Raw genomic sequence first — 22,587 nt, forward strand, 5'->3', positions numbered from 1 at the left:
TTATGGAGAATTCAAACACACACCAATCTAACGAAGCGAAAAATACTTTTGACCCTAAAACCATAGCTATTATTGCCTATTTAACCATTATTGGGCTCGTGGTAGCCTTTGTTTTAAATAACGATAAAAAAGACGAATTTGCAGCATTTCATATTAAACAATCCCTGGGATTGGTAATACTTAGTTTAGGGCTTTTTATTATTGGAATGATCCCAATATTGGGATGGATTCTAAGTTTTCTCGGTTCAATATTCCTGTTGTATTTATGGATAATGGGGCTTATAAATGCTATTAATCATAAAACAAAACCGGTACCTATGCTTGGGCATCAGTTTGAGAAATGGTTTGCTAATATTTAAAAAATGAAAACTTTAATTATAAACTTAATAGTCTGTTTTCTGTTTAGTTTTAATGCGCTTTCTCAAAATCTAATTGAAACTAAAGTAGAAAACTGGGAATATGGTAGTGCCAAAATCGGAGTGCTGGATTTTATTTCAGGTAGTGTCCAGGAATTTGGTGGTATAGACAACAATGGAAATCTAACTATTGAATTGCAACCAAATTTTCTTCAGAAAATGAAAGCACAAATGGAGAAAGAACAGGAAAAATCTCCTGAAGGTTGGCAGGCATCTTTAAAAACCGTTTCCGGAACTTTCTCTTGCCTATCTGGAGGTTTATCATATAATAATGGAGAAACCAACTTAAGCAGTTTACCAAAACAGCTTGTGGTGTTTAAAGGAGAGAAAGAAATTTTGGGTTTACTTATGCCCGCCTCCAAAAAAGCTATTGCCGATTATTTCTTTACTTACGGTGAAGAAAATAGCGGTACCGGGAAGTACATAGAATGGACTTATCTTGACGAACCGGCTACTGTAAAAGGCACCTGCATTAATACAACTTTCACCCAGGCTCAAAATGAAAGTTTTAAAGCTTCAGAAAATTATTCTTTAGAGCTAAAAAAAGGATGGAATCTTATTGAATACCATATTACTGAAGTTTTTGAAGATTCTTCAGGAAAAATTTATCCTAAAACTACAGAGATACAACAAGTTGAAAATACCCCTTCAGAAATTAACTGGTATTTTTCTTCATAAAAGTAAGATTGTAAATTTACGCCCTCAATAGTAATCTATTAGGGGGTTTTAACGTTTGTTTTATTTCGTACTTTTCAACATATATAAATCATATTTCTTACGATATTAGCCATATCAGGCTATACAAACTACTAATTATTAGTTTTTTGTGTTGAAAACTTTATAAAAATATTAAACAAAGCATATTAGCGGAATAAGAATTTTTTTTAATATTTGTTGCCAATCCAATAAATAAACGGTAACACCCCCACTTAAATGAGTAAACAGGAGCCCTTGCTACGGGATAACAAAGACAGATTTGTAATATTTCCTGTGAAACACAACGATATTTGGGATGCCTATAAAGCTATTGAAGCTAATTTTTGGACTGCGGGACAAATAGATATTCAAAAAGATTTATTATCCTGGGAAGAATTAAATGGAGAGAAACGCCTGTTTCTTAATAAAGTTCTTGGTTTAATTCTTTCTGCAGAAAGAAACCTGAGCAGTTTAACCAAAAAAATTAGCAACAAGATTAATCTTCCTGAGGCTAGATCCTTTCTGGATTTACAACTGGTTATGGAAAATACACATACCGAAGCCTATAGTATGTGTTTAAATTCCTTTTTTAATACAACTCAACAAGAAAATGTTTTTAAAGACATTCAAAAAATACCTGCTACATCAGCCAGGGAAGAATGGATAAAAAAATGGACTAATAGCAACTCTTTTGCCGAAAAATTAGTAGCTCTAGCTACTGCAAAAAGTATTTTTTCTTATAGTAGTTTTGCTACTATTTTCTGGATAAAAAATTGCGGTTTAATACCTGGGCTTTGCTTTACCTATGAGCTTATTTACCGCGATAAAGCCTTACACAGGGATTTTGCAGTTCAACTTTTTAGAGATCACCTTTTAGAAGAAATTTCAGACAAAAAAATACAGCAAATTATTGGTGAAGCTGTAGCTATAGAAAAAGAATTTATTGCTGACTTTCTTCCTTTAGATTTAATTGACCTCAAAATTAAATCTTTAACCGAATATCTTGAGTACGAAAGCAAAAGATTGTTTACCGATTTAATACTGAATAGAAACTTAAAAGAGGAAAACATTGCTAAAGAAAATTTAGTAAATAAGAGAGCACAAGATTACTCTCAAATTAACAAAACAGATAAAGAGTTTAATAAAATCAGTAAAAAAACTGATTTGTAAAAACTGGAACTGGCGCCATGCTCCCCAATATGACGCTGTTTCAGTTTTTTTAAACTACCGCCCCCCGGTTTATTTTTCTTTCCAAATTTCAAATGCACAAGTTCAATTAAATGATTCAGGCTAATACCTTTCAGCAAATCACGCTCAACCGGCCAATATTCATAAGCTTTTTCTATTTTTGAACCTGGATTATAAATTCAATTCTAAACAGCACTAAATTATGATGAACTGGGAGCAACTTCTTTCCTTAAAACGTTTTGGAGATACCAATAAACGCTTAAGAAAAGAGCAAAACGAAACCCGTCTTGGTTTTGAGGTAGATTACGACCGAATTATTTTTTCTTCGGCTTTTAGAAGTTTGCAGGATAAAACCCAGGTAATTCCGCTTTCCAAAACCGATTTTGTACATACCCGGCTTACGCATAGTTTAGAAGTTTCGGTAGTTGGGCGATCTTTAGGTAGACTGGCAGGGCAAAAAATTCTGGAGAAACATCCTCAACTGGAAAAAACCCATGCTTACAAAATGAACGATTTTGGTGCCATTGTGGCCGCTGCTGCCCTGGCTCACGATATTGGGAATCCCCCTTTTGGGCATTCAGGAGAAAAAGCTATTGGGGAATATTTTAGCCACGGTCATGGAAAACGTTTTAAAGATGAACTTTCTCCAAAAGAATACCAGGATCTTATAAAATTTGAAGGGAACGCCAACGGTTTTAAAATCCTTACACAAAATAAACCGGGAATCTCTGGTGGTCTCCGACTTTCTTACGCTACTTTGGGAGCTTTTATAAAATATCCTAAAGAATCTTTACCTCATAAACCCTCACAAAATATAGCCGACAAGAAGTTTGGGTTTTTCCAGACAGAAAAAGAGATTTTTGAAGAGGTTGCAAGCGAATTAGGCTTAATTAAAACAGGAAAAGACGGCGATATAAGTTACTACCGCCATCCTCTCGCGTTCCTGGTGGAAGCAGCCGATGATATTTGCTATACCATTATAGATTTTGAAGACGGGATAAACCTTGGTCTAATTGATGAAGATTATGCGTTGGAATATCTTATAAAACTAGTAAAAGACAATATAAATACCGGCAAATACAATAGCCTTACAAATACTGCAGATAGGTTAAGTTACCTAAGAGCCCTGGCTATAAATACCTTAATTACCGAAGCGGTAGAAACCTTCTTAAAAAATGAAGATGCAATTCTTTCAGGAAGTTTTCATCAGGGATTGTTAGATAAGAGTAAATACGAAGCGCAAATAGACGATATTATTAAAATTAGTATTGAAAAAATCTACCAGAGTGAAGAGGTAATAAGTAAAGAAATTGCAGGGTATAAAATGCTTTCGCACCTTTTAGATACTTATACCGAAGCCTTACTTCCGTTGAAAGCCGAAGAATATTCTAATTTTAATAAACTGGTTTTAAAATCGGTTCCAAATTTAGCTTATCTCCAGGAGGAGAATTCGGTTTATAGGCGTTTATTAGAAATTTGTTCGCATACCGCTTCGTTGACTGATGGGTTTACCGTAGCTTCTTTTGAAAAATATAAAGGAATTAAATTATAAGAAAATGCCGGCTTAGACAGCCGGCATCTTTAAAATTCGTAGACGAGGCCTACGCCCAGCATTTGCTTAAACTGCACCCTGGGCCCGGTAGTTTCAAGCTCCCCATCGCCATTAATATCTTCTTTAAATTTTACATCGTCATCGTAGCGTAAATGGGAACCCACATTGGCTTTTATAAAATCGTTTACTTTTAAATTCACGTTTAACTGCCACTCCACATCAATATTCCCAAATTTATTGAGATAATCTGAATACAGGCTTAATTGATTATCCAGTTCAACATTTTCAAAAACTTCTTTAGAAAAATCACTGGTAACCAAAAAACCAAATTCAGTTCTTACATTTTCTCCTTTTTCAACAATATTGCCCAACGTATCTCTCACTGCCCCCGTAACACCAAACATCCCTTCGTTAGCCAATCTTTGGTCAAGAACAAAAGTAGATTTTTGCGTTACCGGTGAAATATATACTTTAAGATCTTCTACCGGATCTGAATACTCTGTACCAATACCCAGAAATAAATAACCCGGAGCCATAAATTTCGAAATAGGACTATCGGTATCAGGATATTTATATCCATTGGTAAACTGCGTATTAAAGTTGAATTTTGCCGAATAGAACCAATTGGAAACCGAATCTTTTCTATAACCAAAAGATGAATTTAAACGTAACTCATCTTCTGTTTTTCGAAGTTTCTGGCCCTCCTGGGAGTTTATACCATAGCGCACTGTAGCCCGGTTTCGCCAATTAAGATCATCTTTTTTATAATTGCGCTCTACATTACCGTGAACCAGAGCCGAAATTGAATTATTTCCACCGGCATTCCAGTTAATAAAAGCAACCTCGTTTAAATTTACCCCAACTTCATTCTTTTCTGTCCAAAACGTTACTATAACAGAATCTACTTTCGTAGTATCCTGTACCACTTTAATAGAATCTGAAGGTTTTATAGTATCGTTATAAATGTCAAAATAATAATCTGAAATTGAATTGTTGGCGGTGGTGGTTAAGTAAACGAAGCATGCTACAAGACATAAGACTTTGGTTTTCATTAGTTAATTTAGATTTTTCGGAATGGCAAAATTAAAGATTTTGAAGAAGAGACACTACTTCTTCCCTAATATATTCAACGCTAATTTTCGCAATTTCTTGTAATTCATTTATATTTCCTTGCTCAATAAAATTATCTGGCAAACCTAAATTCCTAATTTTAGCTTTATAATCGTGTTTTGCTGCAAATTCTAAAATAGCACTACCAAAGCCGCCCACCACAGTTCCATCTTCAATAGTAATAAAGGCTTCGTATTTCCTAAAAAGAACGTGCAATAATTCTTCATCTAGCGGTTTTACAAAGCGCATATCAACATGCCCAATTTTTTCTGTTTTAATACTTTCTATGGCTTTGGCTGCATTCTGTGCCATATTTCCAATACTTAAAACCGCAATTTTATCACCTTCTTTCAGGCTCTTGGCTTTTCCAATTGTTATTTCCTCAAAAGGAGTTTCCCAGTTTGTTTTAACGCCCCTACCTCTTGGGTATCTTATGGCCATTGGAAGTTTTAAATCTAGCTGGGCGGTGTAAAGCAGGTTTCTAAGCTCTGTTTCATCGCTGGGCGCGGCAATTATAATATTTGGAATACATCTTAGATAAGCGATATCAAAAACGCCGTGATGTGTTGCCCCATCCTCCCCAACCAGTCCTGCCCTATCCAGGCAAAAAACTACCGGCAGTTTCTGAATGGCCACATCGTGAATAACCTGGTCGTAGGCGCGCTGTAAAAAAGTAGAGTAAATAGCGCAAAAAACTTTAAAACCCTGGGTAGCCATCCCTGCAGAGAGTGTTACTGCGTGTTGTTCGGCTATGCCAACATCAAAGGCCCTTTCTGGAAAAGCCTGCATCATGAATTTTAAAGAACTTCCTGTAGGCATGGCAGGAGTAATTCCTATAATTTTATCGTTCTTTTTTGCTAATTCTACCAAGGTGAGACCAAAAACATCCTGGTATTTTAAAGGAAGCCCTGCCGTATCGTATGGCAAAAGCTCCCCGGTATCTGGTCTAAATTTCCCGGGTGCGTGATATTTTACCTGGTCTTCTTCAGCCTTTTTTAAACCTTTACCCTTAGTAGTAATTACGTGAAGGAATTTGGGACCTTCAATTTGTTTCATTTGTTTAAAAACTTCAAGCAATCCAGCAATATCGTGGCCATCTACCGGCCCAAAATATTTAAAATTAAGCGCTTCAATAATATTACTTTGTTTAGGTTTGTAACCTACCCGCGCTTTTGTTAAGTATTGTTTTAAAGCTCCAACGCTGGGGTCTATTCCAATAGCGTTATCGTTGAGCACCACCAGTAAATTTGCTTTTGTTACTCCCGCATGATTTAAACCTTCAAAAGCCATCCCGCTAGCAATAGAAGCATCTCCCACAACAGCGATATGGTGTTTTTTAAATTCACCTTTAAGGTTTGAAGCTATAGCCATTCCCAGGGCAGCAGAGATCGCGGTAGAAGAATGCCCAACCCCAAAAGTATCATATTCGCTTTCTTCCCGCTTTGGAAATCCGCTAATACCGTTTAATCGTCTGTTAGTATGAAAAATCTCACGTCTACCCGTTAAAATTTTATGCCCGTAAGCCTGGTGACCAACATCCCAAACCAATAAATCTTTAGGAGTATTAAACACATAATGCAGGGCAAGCGTTAATTCTACCACTCCAAGGCTGGCACCAAGGTGGCCTTCTTTAGTTGCCACTATATCTATTATAAATTTCCTGAGCGCTGCTGAAACTTCCCGTAACTTTTCAGCCGGGAGCTTCCTCAGGTCTTCAGGTGAGTTTATATCTTCTAAAATATTAAGATTCATAGTACGCAAAGTTAAGCTATGAAAAGTTATTTCTTACAAGGATTTCTTCAGAAGCTAATTTTATAATTTTTATCTTTCCGCAGAAAAGATTATTTAAATGTTGCAGCCTTTTAACGATGAATATTTTATGAAAAAAGCCCTGGAAGAAGCCCAAAAAGCTTTTGAAAGGGGCGAAATTCCTGTTGGGGTTGTAGTTGTAATAAATAACCAGATTATAGCTCGCGGACATAATTTAACCGAAACCCTCAACGATGTTACCGCGCATGCCGAAATGCAGGCAATAACCGCTGCTGCAAGTTTTTTGGGCGGAAAATATTTAAAAGATTGCACTATGTACGTAAGCCTGGAACCCTGCCAAATGTGCGCTGGTGCTCTATATTGGAGCCAAATTTCAAAACTTATTTTCGCTGCGGAAGATGAACAACGTGGCTACCGAAAAACCGGGGTAAAGCTGCATCCTAAAACCCAGGTAAAATCTGGTATTCTTGCAGATGAAGCTTCGGCATTATTAAAGCGTTTTTTTATTGAGAAACGAAATTTGAATTAATTCCCTGCTTAACCAAAGTTAAAGACTTGCTAAAGACAAGTGTTATAATGCGTTAAAAGCTATTGTTAAGTGGCTTTTTTTCCAAAAATTTGAAGCTTGTTCAAATTAAAATTGTTAACGCATCTATGGGGAATATTAATACCATTTATAAATTCGTCTTTTTATTTATAGCTTCAGTTATCTCGACTACCGCACAGGTTTCTCCAGGTGCCGAAGAGCCTAAAACCCTGGAACATACTTTTTATGTTGCCGGTAATATTGGAAATGATCTTACAGGTGATGGTCTAAAAATTCTAAATACTATTGTAGAGGCTTCAAAAAATGATGATAATGCTTCCTTATTAATTCCTGGAAATTTTCTTCCACAGAAAGGATATGAAAAAGAAGGGGAACGAGAGAACCAACAGGAATTTTTAAAAAAGAATCTATTAGATGCGGTTCAGGAATTTAACGGTAAAGTGATATTTACTCCAGGCCGTAATGAATGGACCAAAGGTGGACAAAATAGAATAGATGATCTGGAGTCTTTTCTTCAGGATAACCAATCTAACATAGAAGTTTGGCCAGATGATGGTTGCCCAATTGAACAGGAAGATATTACCGATGATCTAATTCTTATTACCGTAGATACCCAGTGGTATTTAGAAGATTGGGACGACCATCCCAATATGAATTCTAAATGCGATATAAAAACAAGAGAACGCTTTTTTGCTGAATTTAAAGATGATATAAAAGATGCCCACGGTAAGACCATTTTGGTGTCTCTACAGCATCCGGTAATGAGTAATTCAAAAAGATCCTTCTTTGAAAAAATTGGAGGTTTTTCAGTACAGGATTATCAAAGCAAAGAACAAAGTTATTTAAGAGGCCGCCTGGAGACCCTTGCCAGCCAGTTTGATAATGTAATTTTTCTTTCAGGCCTGGACAGAAATCTTCAATATTTAGAAGATGACGGCATTCCGCAAATAATAAGCGGAAGCACGGGAAAATCCCAAAAACTTAGTATTAGAAAAGAAAACGAGCATTTTGGAAGCAACAAAAGCGGTTATGCTAGAATAAAAGCTTATAAAAATAATGAAACGCTTATTGAATTTTTCAGCATTGAAAATTCAGATCAGCCCATTTTTAGCAAAACGCTTAAAAGCGACGAACCAAATTGGAGCGAGATTGATTTTAAAACTAAAGAACAAATTGGTGACTCCGTAAATGCTTCTATATATACCGAAGAAGAAACCGATAAATCTGGCCTCTATAAAAGCCTAATTGGTGATTTTTATAGAGAAGTGTATAGTAAAGAAATAAAAGCGCCCGTGCTGTTCCTGGACACCCTGGAAGGGAACCTGCAACCTTTAAAAGAAGGCGGTGGTATGCAATCCCGCTCCCTTAGGTTTATTGCCGATGATAAAAATGAATTTACTATTCGTGCATTAAGAAAAAGCGCTACCCGGTTTTTACAGGCCACCACTATTAAAGACCATTATATTAAAGATTATATTGAAAATACCGTGGCCCAACGCTATGCGATGGATCTTTTTACCAGTGCACACCCCTATGCCCGTTACTCTTTAAAACACATTAATGATCTACTCGATATTTACGCGGGTAAACCTCAGATATATTATGTGCCAAAGCAAAAAGCCTTAGGACTTAATAATGATGAATATGGCGATGAACTTTATATGTTTGAAGCCCACGTAGGAGATGAAAATAAAGAATTTGAAAGATTTGGTTCGCCCGAAGATATTATAAGTACTCGCGATCTTCTTGAGGAAATGAGAAAATCTAAAAACATCAGGACAGATGAGAAAGAATTTATTAAAAACAGGCTGGTAGATATGTTAATTGGCGACTGGGACAGACACTTCGATCAATGGCGATGGGCATTACACACCCAGAAAGATAGCACGAAACTCTACCAACCCATACCCCGTGACCGTGATTTTGCCTTTCCAAATTATGATGGCTTTATTCCAGATCTGGTAAAATTAGGATTGCCACTGGTTAGAAAAATGGAAACTTACGATGCGAATGTAGATAATGTAAAATGGTTTAATTTATCGGGTTACCCTTTAGACCAGCGTTTATTAAAAACCTTAACCTGGGAAGACTGGGAAGAACAGGTAGAGTTTATTCAATCCCGACTTAGCGATAATGAAATTGAGACTGCTTTTAAAGCTTTACCAGAAGAAGCTCAGGATGAAACTATTGAAAATATTAAAAGTAGCCTAAAAGCGAGAAGAGATAATTTAGAAGATATCGCCAAACGCTATTATAATTATTTGCAGGAGTTTCAAATCCTCACAGGAACCGAAGAAGATGATACTTTTAGTATTGAAAGAAAAGACCATGGTCTTACCGAGATTATAATGATTAATGAAGACGGAAAAGAAGTCTTTAGAAACACTTATAATTCAGAAACTACCGATGAAATTTGGATCTATGGATTTGATGGTGACGATACCTTTAAAACTTTAGGAAAAGGAAATAATCCTGTAGAAATAAAAGTAGTTGGTGGAGAAGAAAACGATATCTACGATTTTCAGAATACAAGAAAAATCAAATTATTCGATCATAAAAGCAAAGAAAACACAATCATCAATTCTGCTTCCAGAAAATGGTTGGTAGACGATTACGAGATAAACACTTTTAACCCCGATAAACGAAAAAGAAGTGAAAATAAAATTATGCCGCAAGTAGATTATAATGGCGACGAAGGGCTTTCTTTAGGCATTAAAGATACTTACACCACATACGGGCTCACCAATAATCCATTTAATACACAACATACTTTTGATGCTGCTTATTATTTTGCCACTAACGGTTTTGAAGTAGGATATCAGGGAGAATTTGCACATATTTTCTACAACTGGAACCTGGGAATATTAGCTAGTTATACCAGTCCTAATTTTGCTGTGAATTATTTTGGAGAAGGTATAAATTCCGAAAATCAACGTGATACCTTTGGAAGAGATTACAACCGGGTTCGTATTGAGCAATGGGAAATTGCCCCTTCCCTAATTTGGCGTGGAAATTCAGGTGGAAGCTTTTATGCAAAGCCAATGCTACAATCTAGAGAAGTATCTTATGATGAAGAACGATTTATAGCAGATGCCTTTCCTGAAGAAAATGATCTTTTTGACCAACAACTTTATGCCGGAGGGGAATTAAATTATCATTATGAAAATCGGGATAACCCTGCATATCCATCCCGCGGATTTGAAGCTGATATCACCACAGGTTATAAAACCAATATTGACGGTCACAACAACGAATTTGCTTATGTAAGTCCGTGGCTGGCTATAGATTATCCGTTACACGAAAGCGGAATTGCGGTTTTAGCTACCAAAGTTGGTGGTAAAGCCATCTTTGGTGATAATTATGAATATTATGATGGTGCTATCCTTGGCGGAAATGAAAATCTGAGGGCCTATCGTTGGGAACGTTTCAATGGGAAACAATCTTTCTACCACTCTACCGATCTTAGAGTTGGAATAAGCCGATTCAAAACTAATTTTATTCCCCTGCAAATTGGAGTAAGTGCCGGCTTTGATTACGGCCGGGTATGGGCAGAAGATTCAACTTCAGATAAATGGCGAAACAACTATGGCGGCTCAATCTGGATTAATGGCTTTAATGCTTTTACCGCAAACACAGGATATTATTACGGTGACGATGGTGGAAGATTAACCTTTACTTTTGGATTTAAATTCTAAATTTCCGTGTTGAAATCTACACACCTGTGGAAACATTACTGTAGAAGTTCACAGTATTCAAATTTGAAAGTATTGTTAACTTGAAAACATTTTACCACAAAAGACTTAAATTCAGTTAATTATTGGCTTAAAACTTAAAGCTATCATAATTAAAAATTTTAGGTAAGAAAATTGGTTTTAAGGGGATAAATAGATTTTAAGAAATGTCCCCAAATATAAACCTAATTCATAACCTATTGCAGGCGGTAATGCTTATTCCGTTTTTGCACCTGGCAAACCAGTATATTTTCAAAAAAATTAGTGAAAAACACGATTTTTTCTCAGCAAACCTGATGAATAAATTGTTCTATTATCATCTAATCTTTGCCGGAGTTTATTACACCTACGCCTTTTTTAATCCTTCAGATTCAAAGCGCTATTTTAGTGTGCCGGGAAAAGAAGGTAAAACCTGGAACGGATTTTTAGAAACAGGCACCTCTTTTATAGATTTTCTATCTTATCCATTTATAAATTTCTTCGGCTTTAGCTACGAAATGATGATGTTGCTTTTTAGCTGGGTTGGTTTTATGGGCTTTGTTTATGCTTACCTATTTTTTAAAGAAAACATAGCTATAAATATTAAGATCTTTAAGAAAATAGATTTTTTGGTTTTAATTCTTTTTCTACCAAATATGCACTTCTGGACAGCATCTTTGGGCAAAGGAGCACCTATTTTTCTGGGCTTAATGTTATTTGCTTATGCCCTTAGAAAACCACAAAACAGAATTTATAGTTTAAGTTTGGGCTCTTTACTGGTTTTTGCCATAAGGCCGCATATGTTTTTACTATTGGCAGGAGCAGGACTGCTGAGTATATTTATCAATAAAAACCAGATTAGTTTAAAACAAAAAGCAATTTTTGTGGGCGCTATAACTGGTGTTCTCTTGCTTTTTCATAAACAAATTCTGGATGTGGTAAACCTTGGAAATTCTCAAAACCTAATTGCAGATTTTCTTTCTTTTACCGAAAACCGTTCTAATAACCTGGATAATGCCACTTCGGGTGTCCCAATGACAGATTATTCACTTCTAGAGAAATTCTTTACTTTTTGGTTTAGACCACTATTTTTTGATGCTCCCGGAATTCTTGGAGTTATAGTATCCATAGAGAATTTAATCTATTTATTATTGTTCGGGAAATTGTTTAAAAAGAGTTTTTTCGGATTTTTAAAAACGGCACCGGGCCATGTAAAACTCAGTCTAATCTTATTTTTTACCACGTCTTTTGCAATGACATTTGTAATGTCTAATCTTGGTATAATTCTTAGGCAAAAATCAATGATTATGTATTTCCTGTTCTTTGTGATCTACTATTTTCTGGCTTACGAAAAAGACACTGTTTTTAGGTTAAAACAGGAAGTGACTGATAGGCAGCATATGCAAAAAGCTGCTTAATTTTGGTGATTTAGATGAATTTATTTCCAGAACTCATCTTCCCACACTCCGCAGGTTATTTCTTTGTTATGGTGTTGTTGAATTTCCTGAAGTTCTTCTGCTGAAGCTTCTTCCTGGATTTTATTAAAAAGCACCCGTTCCTCAAACCTAATATGGCCTTCCAGGTCGTTTTTAATCATTTCTAAGGCAAGGGAGATATCAGTATTTTGGCAGAATAATGATGCCAGATGTTCGTGTTCTTCCAGGGCCTGTTTTACCAGTACATCTTTAGCACCTAAAACCGGAAAAACATATTTTTCTTCAATCTGAAAATGCACCCGTAACTGGTTTTCCCAAAACCAATCGGTATATTTTTTTATGCGTTGCGGTTCCACGCCGGTTTCAAAACCTTTTCGGATTTTCCAGCAGAGCAAAAGCCCCTGGTGATGTTCTCTACTCAAAGGTTGAATAGCCTTATGTCTTTTTATCGGATTAGTCTTTGGTGGTACCATAATTAGAATTGTTGATTCCTATATAAAATAAGAAATCTAAATCTGTTTTACTCGTTAATCGAGATTAATTCCTCTTATTGCCGATAATTATCTCCCAAAAGTAATTTATTGAAATTCTAATAATCAAACCAGTACCAATCCGATTATATAAACAAGACTCCCCACTAACATCATTACCAGCGTATAGGGAAGGATTTCCCGGGCTTTTAGTTTGGTAATGGCAAGTAATGGTAACGCCCAGAATGGCTGCAGCATATTCGTTATCTGGTCTCCATAGGCCAAAGCCATCACAGCTTTGTTAAGCGGCACTCCAAGTTTTAAAGCACTTTCTAAAATTATTGGGCCCTGTACCGCCCATTGACCGCCGCCACTGGGAACAAAAATATTTACCAGGCCTGCGCTGAAGAAACTGTAAACCGGCAGACTAACATCGGTTGCGATACTTACAAAAAACCCCGAAATATCACTTACCAATCCCGTTTCCCGCATTATGCCCATTATCCCAAAATACAAAGGAAATTGGATTAAAATAGCCGCCGCTCCCCCAATGGCTTCTTCTAGAGCTTTTAAAAATGAAGCAAAAGACTCGTGTAACAAAATACACAAGCAAAGCATTAGAAAATTCAGCATATTAGGTGTAAGGTGTCCCGCGGAAATTTCATCAGAATAACTTGCGAAAAAAGCTGCTAGGAGAAGAAATCCAAAAATTAATCTTAGCGATTTTGAATGATCCAGTTTTTCGGCACCGGTGATTTTTGCGATATGATTTGTTTTTGTTTCAGCTTCAATTTTCACCTCCTTCGTTCTGCTGATCCTGGAAAGCAAATAAAGCGTAAGCGGAATTAACACCAATAAAATTCCGAAAATCAATAAATTCCAGGTGGAAAAAATTGTTATAGAAGTAGGAAGATTATTCGGTAATAACGAAAGAAAATCTGCATCTGCTCCTGGGAAAAGACTGGCCAAATGGCCGTCTTCAGCCGCTTTTAACGGAGCGCTACCGCTCATTCCTCCGTGCCAAACCATTAAACCTACATAACCGGCGGCTCCAATTAATGGATAATTAATTTTGAAGCCTCTATTGGAAGCGGCTTCGGCAACTTTCCTCGCCATTATTGCACCAAAGATCAATCCCAGTCCCCAGTTAAAAAATGCTACTAACATTGTTGAAACCGAAACGATAATTACTGCGCTCGCATTTCCGGTCACTATTTTAGTTAACTGACTCGTAAGCCAGGAAACAGGTTTGCTTAGTACTAAAATGTGCCCCAAAACCAAAATGAGCATCATTTGCACCATAAAGACAATAAGAGCGGGATCCCACATCCCGGTTTGCCAGAAATCGAGAATTTGAATTGCAGAATTAGTGTTCGTTTCTTCCGTAAAAAAGAACGCGACAAAAAGGGTAATTAATGTAAGTAGCACCGCTAAAGTAAAGGGCGCCGGGATAAGTTTTTTAAAGGTATTTTCTATGAAATTGCTAAGGTTCAAATTTTTAGATTTATACGTGCTGATCTACCAAAAATTGACTGTAATATTCGATTAGTCTCATACTAAAATATCCCATCCCAAAGTAGGGTTTGGATGGGCATTATCTATTAACACTGCTTAAAACTATAAATTATTTATTAAATTCTTATAAAATGTGGTTTCTAATTGAAAAGCTTTTGATTAGCTCCCAAAAGAAAACCCTCGCCAAATTGACGAGGGTTTCTTGTTATTGAATCATTTGCAGTATACAATCTACATTATACACTATACATTTTTCGATCTACAGTTTCTCTAAATCTTTTACTTCATCCTTACTGGCTTCCATAATGCTTATGGCATAACCTCCGCCGGGAGCAGATTTTTGTGAAAGCTCAGACTTACTGTTCACTCTATATTTCTTGATCTCATAAGCCTGAGGATTATCTTTATAATGCGCATCTTCAGCATCGGCATATACAGTTGCGATATAGGTTTTTCCTTTTTCAAGGAAATCGAATTCAATTTCTGAAGTTCTTGGAGTAAGTCCGTTTACATTACCTACAAACCAGTTATTTCCATCTTTTTCTTTTCTGGCAATCGTAATGTAATCTCCCGGCTCTGCTTCCAGGTAAACACTTTTTTCCCAATCTATCGCTACATCTTTTATAAACTGAAATGCATCCATAAACTGCTCGTAATGCTTAGGTAAATCGGCTGCCATTTGTAAAGGCGAATACATTGTTATATACAAAGCCAATTGATTAGCCAACGTGCTGTTTACGTGAGAATTATTGTCTGGATTTAGTTTACTGATATCCATTTCAAAAATTCCCGGAGTGTAATCCATTGGGCCGCCAATTAAACGCGTAAAAGGTAAAACGGTCACGTGATTTGGCTTATTTCCGCCGAAGGCCTGATATTCAGTTCCACGAGCCGATTCGTTAGCGATAAGGTTTGGCCAGGTTCTGGCAATTCCGGTTGGTCTAACAGCTTCGTGCGCGTTGATCATAATCTCATATTCCGCAGCTTTTTCAAGCGCATATTGATAATGATTAACAATCCACTGGCTATAGTGATTTTCACCCCTTGGAAGAATATCGCCTACATAACCTGTTTTAACCGCATTATAATTATTGGCTTTCATAAACTGGTAAGCCGTATCTAAGTGCCTTTCGTAATTTCTAACCGAAGCCGAAGTTTCGTGGTGCATAATCATTTCCACATCTTTACTTTTGGCGTATTCTCTAATTTCATCTACATCAAAATCTGGATAAGGCGTTACAAAATCGAAGACATAATCTTTAGAATTTCCAAACCAATCTTCCCAGCCTACATTCCAGCCTTCAACCAATAAGCCGTCAAAACCGTGTTCTGATGCAAAATCTATATAGTATTTTACATTTTCAGTAGTTGCAGCGTGAGTACTATTCGGTTCAGCGGCTTCAAAATCGGTTTCACCCAGTTTAACCGCTGCAAATTCATCAGTATAATCCCAAGAGCTCATTCCCGTGATCATTTCCCACCAAACGCCCATATATTTCATTGGCTTAATCCAGGAAGTATCTTCAATCTTACTGGGTTCATTCAGGTTATAAGTGATTCTTGAAGAAAGAATATCTTTAGCTTCATCACTTACAATTATAGTTCTCCATGGCGTTATTCCGGGAGCGATCATAAAGGCTTTATCCCCATTTACATCTGGTGTTAACCAGGATTCAAAAACCATAGTTTCGTCGTCCAGGTTTAAATGCATTGCAGGATAATCCAGTAAAGCGGCTTCGTGTAAATTAATATAAAGGCCGTCTTCGGTTTTAAGCATTAAAGAAGTTTGCACTCCTGTGGGAGAGAATGATTTTTGAGAAACATTAGCGGTTACCGCCTCTGTCATCAAGCCTCGTATTTCTGAAAGTTTACTTTCGGTATAATCGTATTCCTGGGTATCATAATCGCCGGCGATCCAAAAAGCGGTGTGATCACCGGTCATAGCGAATTCGGTTTTTTCATCTGAGATCACGAAATGCCCAAGCCTGGAGTCCTTCGGAAATTCATATCTAAACCCGAGTCCGTCGTTGAATAAACGAAAGCGCAAAACCAATTTACGCTCTGAATCTTCCTGATCTAAATGAACTACAAGCTCATTATATTGATTTCTAATCTCACTTTCTTCACCCCAAACCGGTGTCCAGGTTTCGTTAAAAGTAGATTTTTCGGTGTTTTCTATGCTAAAATTAGAGGTAAGAGGCTGCCCTTCTTTTAACTCTAAGCCAAGCTTACTTTTTTCAATAATAGCACGTCCTTCAAACTCCAGGTTATAAACCGGAGTACCATCTTCCTGAAGAGAGAAATTCATCTCCAGGTTTCCGTTAGGAGATTCTAGTTTTTGGGCTTGCAAACTACCAAAAACAACCAGGCAAAAGAGGCCTAATATTAATCGACTTTTCATAAATTCTACTTTAATATGTGTGAATCTACAAAAGTACGGTTTTAAGGAGTTTTGGGAAATAAATTAGCCCTGGGAAAAGTTTATTTCACCTCAAATTGTTTCTTTAAACTAACGGGCTCTCCATCCCGAGTGAAACCTTCCAGGCTTATTTCAAAAGTACCCTTAACATCTGAAGTAAAGAATTCAATAGACTTATTTTTCTCTTCAAGCTCAATTTGAGGCAACCAGAAAAGTTGATACCTAAAATCGGGAATTCTATTAAATTTTTCCAGCTGGTTATAGTTTTGGAAACTATAATTTTTATTCAACTGGGGACTTTTAATTTTAATTTCGGTTAGCTTATCTAAACTTTCAACATAATCACCTTCAAGAGTTTTAACCCTTATTAAACCCTGAGCCACCATAGGACCCAGGTAAAAATTATTGCGAAAAACTTCTACACTTTCCACTTTTTCTGAAGGATAATTAATAAAATGAGAATGATCCTCTACCAGCACATTGTCTACCAGCAACAATGGCGGCAAACCATAATCCAGGGAGTTTTCAATGCCGCTTACCCTAAACTCCGGCTCTCCATGCTCGCCTTTTCTGATTCTTGCCAAATAAATGATTTCTACAAAGGTTTCTTCCAGGGTTTTAAATCTAGTATAATTATCCAGTACATACAACTGTGACTCCCCTGGATACAATTCCTTATTTTCTATTTCAGCTACCGCAAGGCTATCAGCCCTTACTTCAAAATAAGCGTTTTCTATTTGATGATGAATACTACGTTGTAAAATCTCATCGGTGGCTTCCGCACTTATTTTATAATCCTTAAAATCTAATGCTGAAGTATTGATTTTTTCCTTTTCCCTCAACTGAATTTTATATTCTGAATCCTCATCCTTCAAAACCTGAAGAAGCGCGGTTTCCCCATCAAACTTTTCATCAAGATTAAGGAAAAACTCACCGGCGTTGTTCACTACAGAAGTTCTAAAAATTTGTTGATTCCCGTTAATTGATAAAGCAACTTGTGGTTTACGATTTGAATTAATAGGCCGAGGTGAAATACTTCCCATTAGCAACTCTCCCCTTAACTCCGGAATAAAATATTCTGAAGTAGATTTATTATCAATTTCATAATTTCTGCCATAGTTAGCGCTGGTAGGCTTTTCAGGAACTTCAAATTCGGCGAGCTTATTGACTGAAACCGAGAAATTTCCTGTAATCTTTTCTGTATTTATAATTTCCAGGTTGATTTTTCCCCTTTTTTCATAGGTAGTTTTCGGTACAGAAAGCGAAAGAAATTCATCGGAATTATTATCTTTTAAATTCCCAGCACTAATTTCCTTATCAGTATCAATAATATCCTGTTCATTCTGGTATGGATTTATGGATAAAAGATCTGCTCTAAAGCTGTTTTTAACACCTCCGTTTTGCATCCATTGGGTATAGGCTACCAACTTATAATGACCCGAATTGACCGAATTTGGAATAAAAAAATCACTCGCTCCTACTCCATTCTCAAGGTAAATTTTATGTTTGAAAACTTCTTCACCGCTCTTATCTATCAATGCTACATAAGCTACTTTACTGAGTTCACTTAATTTATTTTCAGCAGTATTTAACACATAGACCTTATAATAAAACTGAGTTCCGGGCATTAAAAGAGAAGAATTGTAATGCACAAAAACCTTTTCCTGTGGAAGTTCTTTAAAAGATTCCTGCAATTGCATATTGGGCGTTACAGGCTGTGCCCACATCTCACAAAGCGGAAGGAAAACTAAGAGTATTTTAAATAAATTATTCATTTTTAAGTTTTTACTCTTCCCAAAAGTCTGGTTTAACATTTGTACCCCATACATTGCAATCTATACATTCGGTTTCCACAACTTCATAGGTTGGAAATTTGGTTCTAAGCAATTTCACATAACCACTTTGCAACATTGGAATGAGTTTTTCCAATTCTTCAGGCAATACAGGATGTGCAGGGTTACAGTCTTCGCTAAAATATGGCCTGGGATCTTCGCCTACCTCATAAAAATCGTAATAATCGAAAAATATCCTTTTGGTTGACACCGAAGAAACATTAAAATAACCTAAAACCTTTACGTCGGGATTTTCAGAAATAATATTTCCTTCAACAAAACCGGGCTGATTTTGAGAAAATAAATTATCACTTCCTGAAAGGCGTTCCAAGGCGTTATAATAATAATGCGCATCCCTGCTAATACCAATTTGTCTTACCAATAAACTATAGCGTTGCGAGAGTTTTGGATTAGCTGTTTCAACAAATTTAACCAGAAAATTTTCTATATTATTCTCACTTAAATTGCTGGTATTTGCCAGGATATAATTGGTAGAATTTAAGGTATTATAGCAAACCCGTTCTTCCCGGGTTTTAGGAATGACTTTAAATTGTCCGTTTTCATAAATAAGATCGGAGTCGGAACTATAACGCGAAACTATCTTATAGGTTTCTTCATATTCATAACGATAAAATTGAGTCGCGTCATTAGTATTATAATTATCTACCTCAATGGCTATCCCGTTTTCTCCTTTTACTGTGAGTCTCTGTGCTTCTACATTATCTATAGGCGAACTACTCGCTAATTGCGTGGGCTCTGAAGTATAAGAAATTCCATTTTTAGTTTCAATTTGAAGTTGATAATCAGTTGCCGGTTGCGCCTTGAATTGATTTAAAGAATGATATTCTCCATTTTCGGTTTCCCTGAATTCATACTCGTTCCCTACGGCATCCGTAATCCAAACTGAAGCATCACTTTCGGGTGCGGGACCATCTTCGCCAAAAGGAAAAGTTCGGCTTAAATAAACCTTTTGTGTTTCTAAATCATCGGTTATTGTGGCTCTAACCGCAAGAATATTTTCATATTCATCGGTTTCAAATTCTATAGGTTCTACGCAAGACTGAAACAGGCAAAAACCGGTAAAAAGCAGTATTAATATTTGTTGTTTTGAAAACATGTTCCCCAATCTTTTAAATTAAAACCTGAAATTATACGTAATCGTAGGAATTGGTATTGAAAAAATAGAACTCTGATATGCCTGAATATCACCATCATCGGTTACAAAAAATACCGAATACGGATTGTTCCTCCCCAACACGTTATACACTGAAATATTCCAGAAGCTATGCGCAAATTTTTCAATCTTGTGATTCCCCTCAACATTAAAACTAAGATCTAACCTGTAATAATCGGGAATTCTAAATTGGTTCCTATCGCTGTAAACCGGCAATTGACCGGTTCCCGGATTAAATTTACCCACCGGTATGGTAACTGGCCTTCCGGTTTGATAAACAAAGTTAGCTGAAAAACTAAACCTTTTAGTCAATTTATAATTAGCTACAAGGCTAACATCGTGAGGTTTATCAAAATTTGCCGGAAAAAAATCTCCATTATTTACCCTTTGTTCCCTAAACTCGCCATCTAACCTAAGCAAAGACCTGGAATAAGTGTATCCTAGCCAACCATTAAGCCTTCCCTCAGATTTTTTTAGTAGAAACTCTACTCCGTATGCTTTTCCATCACCCTGTAATACTTCGGTTTCAACGTTTTCATTTAAAAATAACTGGGCTCCTACTTTATAATCTAAAATATTGTCTGATTCTTTATAATAGCCTTCAACGCTAAACTCGTACATATTTTCCTTGAAATTCTTATATAATCCCAGAGAATATTGTTTTGCCTGTTGTGGCTTAATATTAAGATCGGTTAGCTTATAAGTATCAGTGGGTGAAATAGTGGTGTTATTGGAAAGTGTATGAATATATTGATAGGTATTATTATAACTTATTTTAGCGGAAAAATCGGGCAAAAAAGCATACCTGGCGGATAGCCTGAACTCTGGCCTGGCATAGGTTTCAATTACTTCACCATTTCCTACTTCCCGTGTACCTGCCATAGTAGATTCGTTCCTCGGTAAGCCCTCTTCGTAGGTATTTTGAGATTTGGGTCCCAAGGCTGCGTACAAGGAATATCTTAATCCTGCACTTATCAGCAACTCATCGTTCACCTTGAAATTATCGGAAATAAAAATTGCACTCTCCAGTCCCTGCTCCCTGTCAATTTGTAAAGGCTCAACTATAGATTCACTACCTAGGGGAGAAATTTCCCCCGGATCTACAAGATAAAGTTTGCTACTTAAACCATATTCAAAATTGTGGGCAGCACTATGCCGGTAAGTCATCTTTATTTTCGCTTCGGTTTCATTAATATTATACCCGGAAGTGAAATTATTATTAAACTCACTTTCATAATCTATATCAAACTGGTAACCGCTATTAGACAGTACCACTTCCATCTCATTGCGCTCGTTAAATTTATGATTAAAATTTGCCGAAAAAATCAGATTACTGTACCTGAACAACGAATCTGAAGTAATACTAAAAACATCGCGGCTGTAATATCCCGTAGTTCTTAAATTAGTCTTTTCATTAAACTTATGATTATATTTCGCGATAAGATCATAAAACGAAGCGCTGCTGTTAGAAAGAGATTCTTCGTCCAGGTTTCTCAAGATCCAATCGGAATAAGTGCTTCTTCCGCCCAGTATCAAGCCAGATTTATCTTTTACAATAGGAATTTCTAAAGCAACATTACTGGTTACGGGACCCACTGAAACTTCGCCAGCGAATTTTTCAGTATTAGCGTCTTTACTTTTAATATCAAATACTGATGATAGCCTACCGCCGTATTCGGCAGGAATATTTCCTTTATAAATATCTACCTCGCCCGTTGTAAAAGGGTTTATCCCGGAGAAAATTCCGAAGAAATGGGCAGGGTTATAAATTACCGCATCATCAAGTAAAATAAGGTTTTGATCGGTTTTTCCACCCCTAACATTATAACCGGCAGCACCTTCCCCTGCGGTTGTTATTCCCGGTAAAGTAGTGGCAACCTTTAAAATATCCCTTTCGCCAAGTACCAGGGGTATATTTTTAATTTGACTTACGTCTATACTTTCTACTCCGGCAATAACGCTCCTCACATTCCGATCGGCTTCAGAGTCTACCAAAACTTCTCCTAACTGCTCAAAACTTTCTTCCAGGCTAAGGTTTAGTTGACCATCATTATAAATCACAATCCGTTTTTTAAGATCCAAATTTCCCAGGGAGATAGTTTCAATAATACTGGCGCCTGCAGGAAGTTCCAGTTCATAATAACCTTCCTCATTGGTAACCGAACCCTGATTTCCATTTGCGGTTACCACCGATAAATTTGAAATAGGTAACCCGGTTTCAGTATGAGTAACAATTCCTGAAAGCATAAATCGATTTCTAGGGTTTGATTTTTCTTCCTTCCCTATGTAAATTGTTTCAATTTCTTCTGCTGCAACAGTTCCTGATTCCCGGTAAAAAACAGGTTTATAATTTCTTTCTTCAGAATCTTCACTCACCGCCCCGGGTTTATCCCTGGCTATAGTATCTGTGTCTTTTTCAGGATAAAAACTAGTGGGCAACTCATCATAAATCACATTATTCCTCGTAATAATTATTTGATCGTTGAGGATAAAGAAATTGAGGTTAGTAGCATTAAAAATTTCAGTAAGTACGGTTTCTAAATCTTCCTTGGTATACGACCCGGAAATTAAATTATCATCTAACCATTCGTCGGAATAAAAAAACTTGTATCCGGTGCGGTCTTCAATGATCATCATAACTTCTTCTACCGGTGAATCTTCAAAACTTAGATCTATTCGTGGGGCTTCCTGGGCCGAAAGCTTTAAAACACTACAGAGAAAGAATAGAAAAATTAGAAATATTCTCATTCGA

The 22,587-nt window shown here is 36.6% G+C and carries 15 protein-coding genes; 7 read left to right on the plus strand and 8 right to left on the minus strand.

Going from position 1 to position 22,587, the window contains the following annotated elements:
* Positions 1-2: 2 nt before the first annotated feature.
* The 4 genes from BM084_RS10270 (at position 3) to BM084_RS10285 (ending at position 3,852) form a co-directional block, all read left to right on the plus strand.
* Positions 3-359, plus strand: coding sequence for a DUF4870 domain-containing protein (locus BM084_RS10270; protein ID WP_093304615.1), 357 nt, complete (start codon positions 3-5; stop codon positions 357-359).
* 3 nt (positions 360-362) lie between these two features.
* Positions 363-1,094, plus strand: coding sequence for a hypothetical protein (locus tag BM084_RS10275; RefSeq protein WP_075325238.1), 732 nt, complete (start codon positions 363-365; stop codon positions 1,092-1,094).
* A 255-nt stretch (positions 1,095-1,349) separates the two neighbouring features.
* On the plus strand, positions 1,350-2,282 hold the full coding sequence (locus BM084_RS10280) for a ribonucleotide-diphosphate reductase subunit beta (RefSeq protein ID WP_075325239.1): 933 nt from the start codon (positions 1,350-1,352) through the stop codon (positions 2,280-2,282).
* Positions 2,283-2,505: 223 nt separating this feature from the next.
* On the plus strand, positions 2,506-3,852 hold the full coding sequence (locus BM084_RS10285; protein ID WP_075325240.1) for a deoxyguanosinetriphosphate triphosphohydrolase: 1,347 nt from the start codon (positions 2,506-2,508) through the stop codon (positions 3,850-3,852).
* A 29-nt stretch (positions 3,853-3,881) separates the two neighbouring features.
* On the opposite strand, the gene BM084_RS10290 is transcribed toward BM084_RS10285, so the two are convergent.
* Both BM084_RS10290 and dxs read right to left on the minus strand, forming a co-directional pair.
* Complete coding sequence (locus BM084_RS10290) at positions 3,882-4,904, minus strand: DUF3078 domain-containing protein (RefSeq protein WP_075325241.1); 1,023 nt, start codon at positions 4,902-4,904, stop codon at positions 3,882-3,884.
* Between the two features lie 31 nt (positions 4,905-4,935).
* Positions 4,936-6,714: a 1-deoxy-D-xylulose-5-phosphate synthase gene (dxs, locus tag BM084_RS10295; RefSeq protein WP_075325242.1), complete on the minus strand. Its 1,779-nt coding sequence runs from the start codon at positions 6,712-6,714 to the stop codon at positions 4,936-4,938.
* 97 nt (positions 6,715-6,811) lie between these two features.
* Here dxs and BM084_RS10300 point away from each other — a divergent pair, with 97 nt between their 5' ends.
* From BM084_RS10300 to BM084_RS10310, 3 genes are all read left to right on the plus strand, one after another.
* Positions 6,812-7,261: a nucleoside deaminase gene (locus tag BM084_RS10300; RefSeq protein WP_093304617.1), complete on the plus strand. Its 450-nt coding sequence runs from the start codon at positions 6,812-6,814 to the stop codon at positions 7,259-7,261.
* Positions 7,262-7,350: 89 nt separating this feature from the next.
* Complete coding sequence (locus BM084_RS10305) at positions 7,351-10,974, plus strand: BamA/TamA family outer membrane protein (protein WP_232228883.1); 3,624 nt, start codon at positions 7,351-7,353, stop codon at positions 10,972-10,974.
* A 203-nt stretch (positions 10,975-11,177) separates the two neighbouring features.
* Positions 11,178-12,407: a hypothetical protein gene (locus BM084_RS10310; protein WP_075325245.1), complete on the plus strand. Its 1,230-nt coding sequence runs from the start codon at positions 11,178-11,180 to the stop codon at positions 12,405-12,407.
* A 20-nt stretch (positions 12,408-12,427) separates the two neighbouring features.
* Here the strand turns inward: BM084_RS10310 and BM084_RS10315 are convergent, their stop codons facing one another.
* From BM084_RS10315 to BM084_RS10340, 6 genes are all read right to left on the minus strand, one after another.
* The gene (locus BM084_RS10315) at positions 12,428-12,898 is read right to left on the minus strand and encodes a hemerythrin domain-containing protein (protein WP_075325246.1); all 471 of its coding nucleotides are present in this window, start codon (positions 12,896-12,898) and stop codon (positions 12,428-12,430) included.
* A 123-nt stretch (positions 12,899-13,021) separates the two neighbouring features.
* Positions 13,022-14,389: a short-chain fatty acid transporter gene (locus tag BM084_RS10320; protein WP_093304619.1), complete on the minus strand. Its 1,368-nt coding sequence runs from the start codon at positions 14,387-14,389 to the stop codon at positions 13,022-13,024.
* Between the two features lie 280 nt (positions 14,390-14,669).
* Entirely contained in the window at positions 14,670-16,811 is a 2,142-nt protein-coding gene (locus tag BM084_RS10325) for a glycoside hydrolase family 97 protein (RefSeq protein WP_093304621.1), read from the minus strand.
* A gap of 80 nt (positions 16,812-16,891) precedes the next feature.
* Positions 16,892-18,604, minus strand: a complete 1,713-nt coding sequence (locus BM084_RS10330; protein WP_143083647.1) for a hypothetical protein — start codon at positions 18,602-18,604, stop codon at positions 16,892-16,894.
* Between the two features lie 10 nt (positions 18,605-18,614).
* Positions 18,615-19,778, minus strand: a complete 1,164-nt coding sequence (locus BM084_RS10335; RefSeq protein ID WP_075325250.1) for a DUF4249 domain-containing protein — start codon at positions 19,776-19,778, stop codon at positions 18,615-18,617.
* Positions 19,779-19,796: 18 nt separating this feature from the next.
* Positions 19,797-22,583: a TonB-dependent receptor plug domain-containing protein gene (locus BM084_RS10340; protein ID WP_075325251.1), complete on the minus strand. Its 2,787-nt coding sequence runs from the start codon at positions 22,581-22,583 to the stop codon at positions 19,797-19,799.
* Positions 22,584-22,587: the final 4 nt, after the last annotated feature.

The organism is Salegentibacter agarivorans (genome assembly GCF_900113135.1).
GTDB classification, from domain to species: Bacteria; Bacteroidota; Bacteroidia; order Flavobacteriales; family Flavobacteriaceae; genus Salegentibacter; species Salegentibacter agarivorans.

Bases quoted from the DNA above. Each gene is read 5' to 3' on its own strand.
- BM084_RS10315 (WP_075325246.1), bottom strand. From the start codon at position 12,898: ATGGTACCACCAAAGACTAATCCGATAAAAAGACATAAGGCTATTCAA.
- BM084_RS10300 (WP_093304617.1), top strand. From the start codon at position 6,812: ATGTTGCAGCCTTTTAACGATGAATATTTTATGAAAAAAGCCCTGGAA.
- BM084_RS10290 (WP_075325241.1), bottom strand. From the start codon at position 4,904: ATGAAAACCAAAGTCTTATGTCTTGTAGCATGCTTCGTTTACTTAACC.
- BM084_RS10280 (WP_075325239.1), top strand. From the start codon at position 1,350: ATGAGTAAACAGGAGCCCTTGCTACGGGATAACAAAGACAGATTTGTA.
- dxs (WP_075325242.1), bottom strand. From the start codon at position 6,714: ATGAATCTTAATATTTTAGAAGATATAAACTCACCTGAAGACCTGAGG.
- BM084_RS10330 (WP_143083647.1), bottom strand. From the start codon at position 18,604: ATGAATAATTTATTTAAAATACTCTTAGTTTTCCTTCCGCTTTGTGAG.
- BM084_RS10340 (WP_075325251.1), bottom strand. From the start codon at position 22,583: ATGAGAATATTTCTAATTTTTCTATTCTTTCTCTGTAGTGTTTTAAAG.
- BM084_RS10275 (WP_075325238.1), top strand. From the start codon at position 363: ATGAAAACTTTAATTATAAACTTAATAGTCTGTTTTCTGTTTAGTTTT.
- BM084_RS10270 (WP_093304615.1), top strand. From the start codon at position 3: ATGGAGAATTCAAACACACACCAATCTAACGAAGCGAAAAATACTTTT.
- BM084_RS10335 (WP_075325250.1), bottom strand. From the start codon at position 19,778: ATGTTTTCAAAACAACAAATATTAATACTGCTTTTTACCGGTTTTTGC.
- BM084_RS10285 (WP_075325240.1), top strand. From the start codon at position 2,506: ATGAACTGGGAGCAACTTCTTTCCTTAAAACGTTTTGGAGATACCAAT.
- BM084_RS10325 (WP_093304621.1), bottom strand. From the start codon at position 16,811: ATGAAAAGTCGATTAATATTAGGCCTCTTTTGCCTGGTTGTTTTTGGT.
- BM084_RS10310 (WP_075325245.1), top strand. From the start codon at position 11,178: ATGTCCCCAAATATAAACCTAATTCATAACCTATTGCAGGCGGTAATG.